This is a genomic window from Vibrio sp. 10N.286.46.A8 (assembly GCF_041470165.1).
GTDB lineage: Bacteria > Pseudomonadota > Gammaproteobacteria > Enterobacterales > Vibrionaceae > Vibrio > Vibrio tasmaniensis_A.
Genome location: NZ_JBFRLX010000105.1, coordinates 1 through 1,425, shown reverse-complemented (window position 1 = coordinate 1,425; position 1,425 = coordinate 1). Strand labels below are relative to the sequence as shown.

Genomic DNA, 1,425 nt, shown 5'->3' with positions numbered 1-1,425 from the left:
TAATGCCGATCGTTTAAGAAGACTTGAACGATCTTGCAGTTAGCAGATAATCCCCATCAACAACGTTGATGGGGATTTTTTTATGCTTGAACAAGAATTAGCAATGGCACACGAGACCATTGAAGATGCCGACAATTATGAATCTGTCGTCGACGCCATTCAGATTGAGTGGATAGAACAAGCTCTTCTTGAAACCAATAAAGCGAGCATAAGACGACGTCGGCTTCCCGCTCAGCAAGCTGTCTGGTTAGTTATTTGGATGGGGCTGCAACGCAACATGTCTATCAAAGAGGTATGCAGTTCATTAGACATTGCGCTTCAGCCTAAACCTGAAGATAGCTGGTCTCGTGTTGCACCTAGTGTCCTAACTGATTCACGCCGACGTCTAGATGAGAGTCCATTAGCGGCTCTGTTTCACACAACGGTAAAGGCTTGGAACGGAGATATCCTTCAACAAGATAAAGACTTGGAGCTTAATGTTCTTGCTGTGGATGGAACAACATTTAGGTGCCAAGATTCCCCAGAGAACGCTGAAGAATTTGGGTTCATCTCTAAAAAATTGAAACCTTACCCTCAACTTCGTTTAGTCGCTTTGATGTCAACAGAAACTCGAATGATTATGGGGGCGGCTTTTGATGGCTGTCATGTCGGTGAAACGACCTTAGCTAAGCGCCTATTCAATGATATCCCCGCACATTCATTGACCTTATTTGATCGTTGTTATTTCTCGGCAGACCTCTTGTTGTCGTGGCAAGAGAGTGCGGAAAATGCTCACTGGTTAATGCCTGCAAAACGTAAGCTACGCTATGAAGTGTTGGAGAAATATGCGGAGAACGACATGCTCATCTCAATGCCCATATCTCCTCAAGCTCAACGGCAGAATCCGAATTTACCCGCACGTTGGGAAGCTAGATTAGTCCTATATCAAGAGCCAAAAGGTGAGATAAAAGGTTTTATTACTTCACTTACAGACCCTAGTAGATACTCGCTAGAAAGCCTGCTGCGTATTTATTGGCAACGCTGGGAGATAGAAGAAGGTTATGGTGAAATTAAACAGACTCAACTGCAAAGTCACGTCACTTTACGAAGTCGTTTTTCTGCCGGTGTGAAGCAAGAGCTTTGGGGCGTATTACTTGCCTATAACTTAGTGCGATTAGAGATGGTTAAGATAGCTTCAGAAGCCGGGGTTCGAGCGACTAGGGTCAGTTTTACCGCCGCAATTAACCTTATTGATGCGCAATTACGTTGGTTAGCTTTAAGCCCAGACGGAACTCTACCTGTAAAACTGAAAAGGATGAGAGACAGTTTGAGTCACTTCATTCTTCCAGATAAAAGAAAGGACCGAACGTTTCCACGTTCAGTCCTCTTTGTCCCAGCCAAATATCCGTTCAGGTTCAAGCAATAATGCTTATCCGAACGGCATTA

At 44.2% G+C, this 1,425-nt stretch carries 1 protein-coding gene; it reads left to right on the top strand.

The genetic code is table 11. From position 1 onward, the window contains the following. Positions 1-82 precede the first annotated feature (82 nt). Positions 83-1,405 carry an IS4-like element ISVbsp1 family transposase gene (locus AB4232_RS11800; RefSeq protein ID WP_009845967.1) on the top strand — a complete coding sequence of 441 codons (1,323 nt, stop codon included), beginning with the start codon at positions 83-85 and terminating at the stop codon, positions 1,403-1,405. Positions 1,406-1,425 lie beyond the last annotated feature (20 nt).

Coding starts and splice junctions, on each gene's coding strand:
- AB4232_RS11800 (WP_009845967.1), top strand. CDS start 83: ATGCTTGAACAAGAATTAGCAATGGCACACGAGACCATTGAAGATGCC.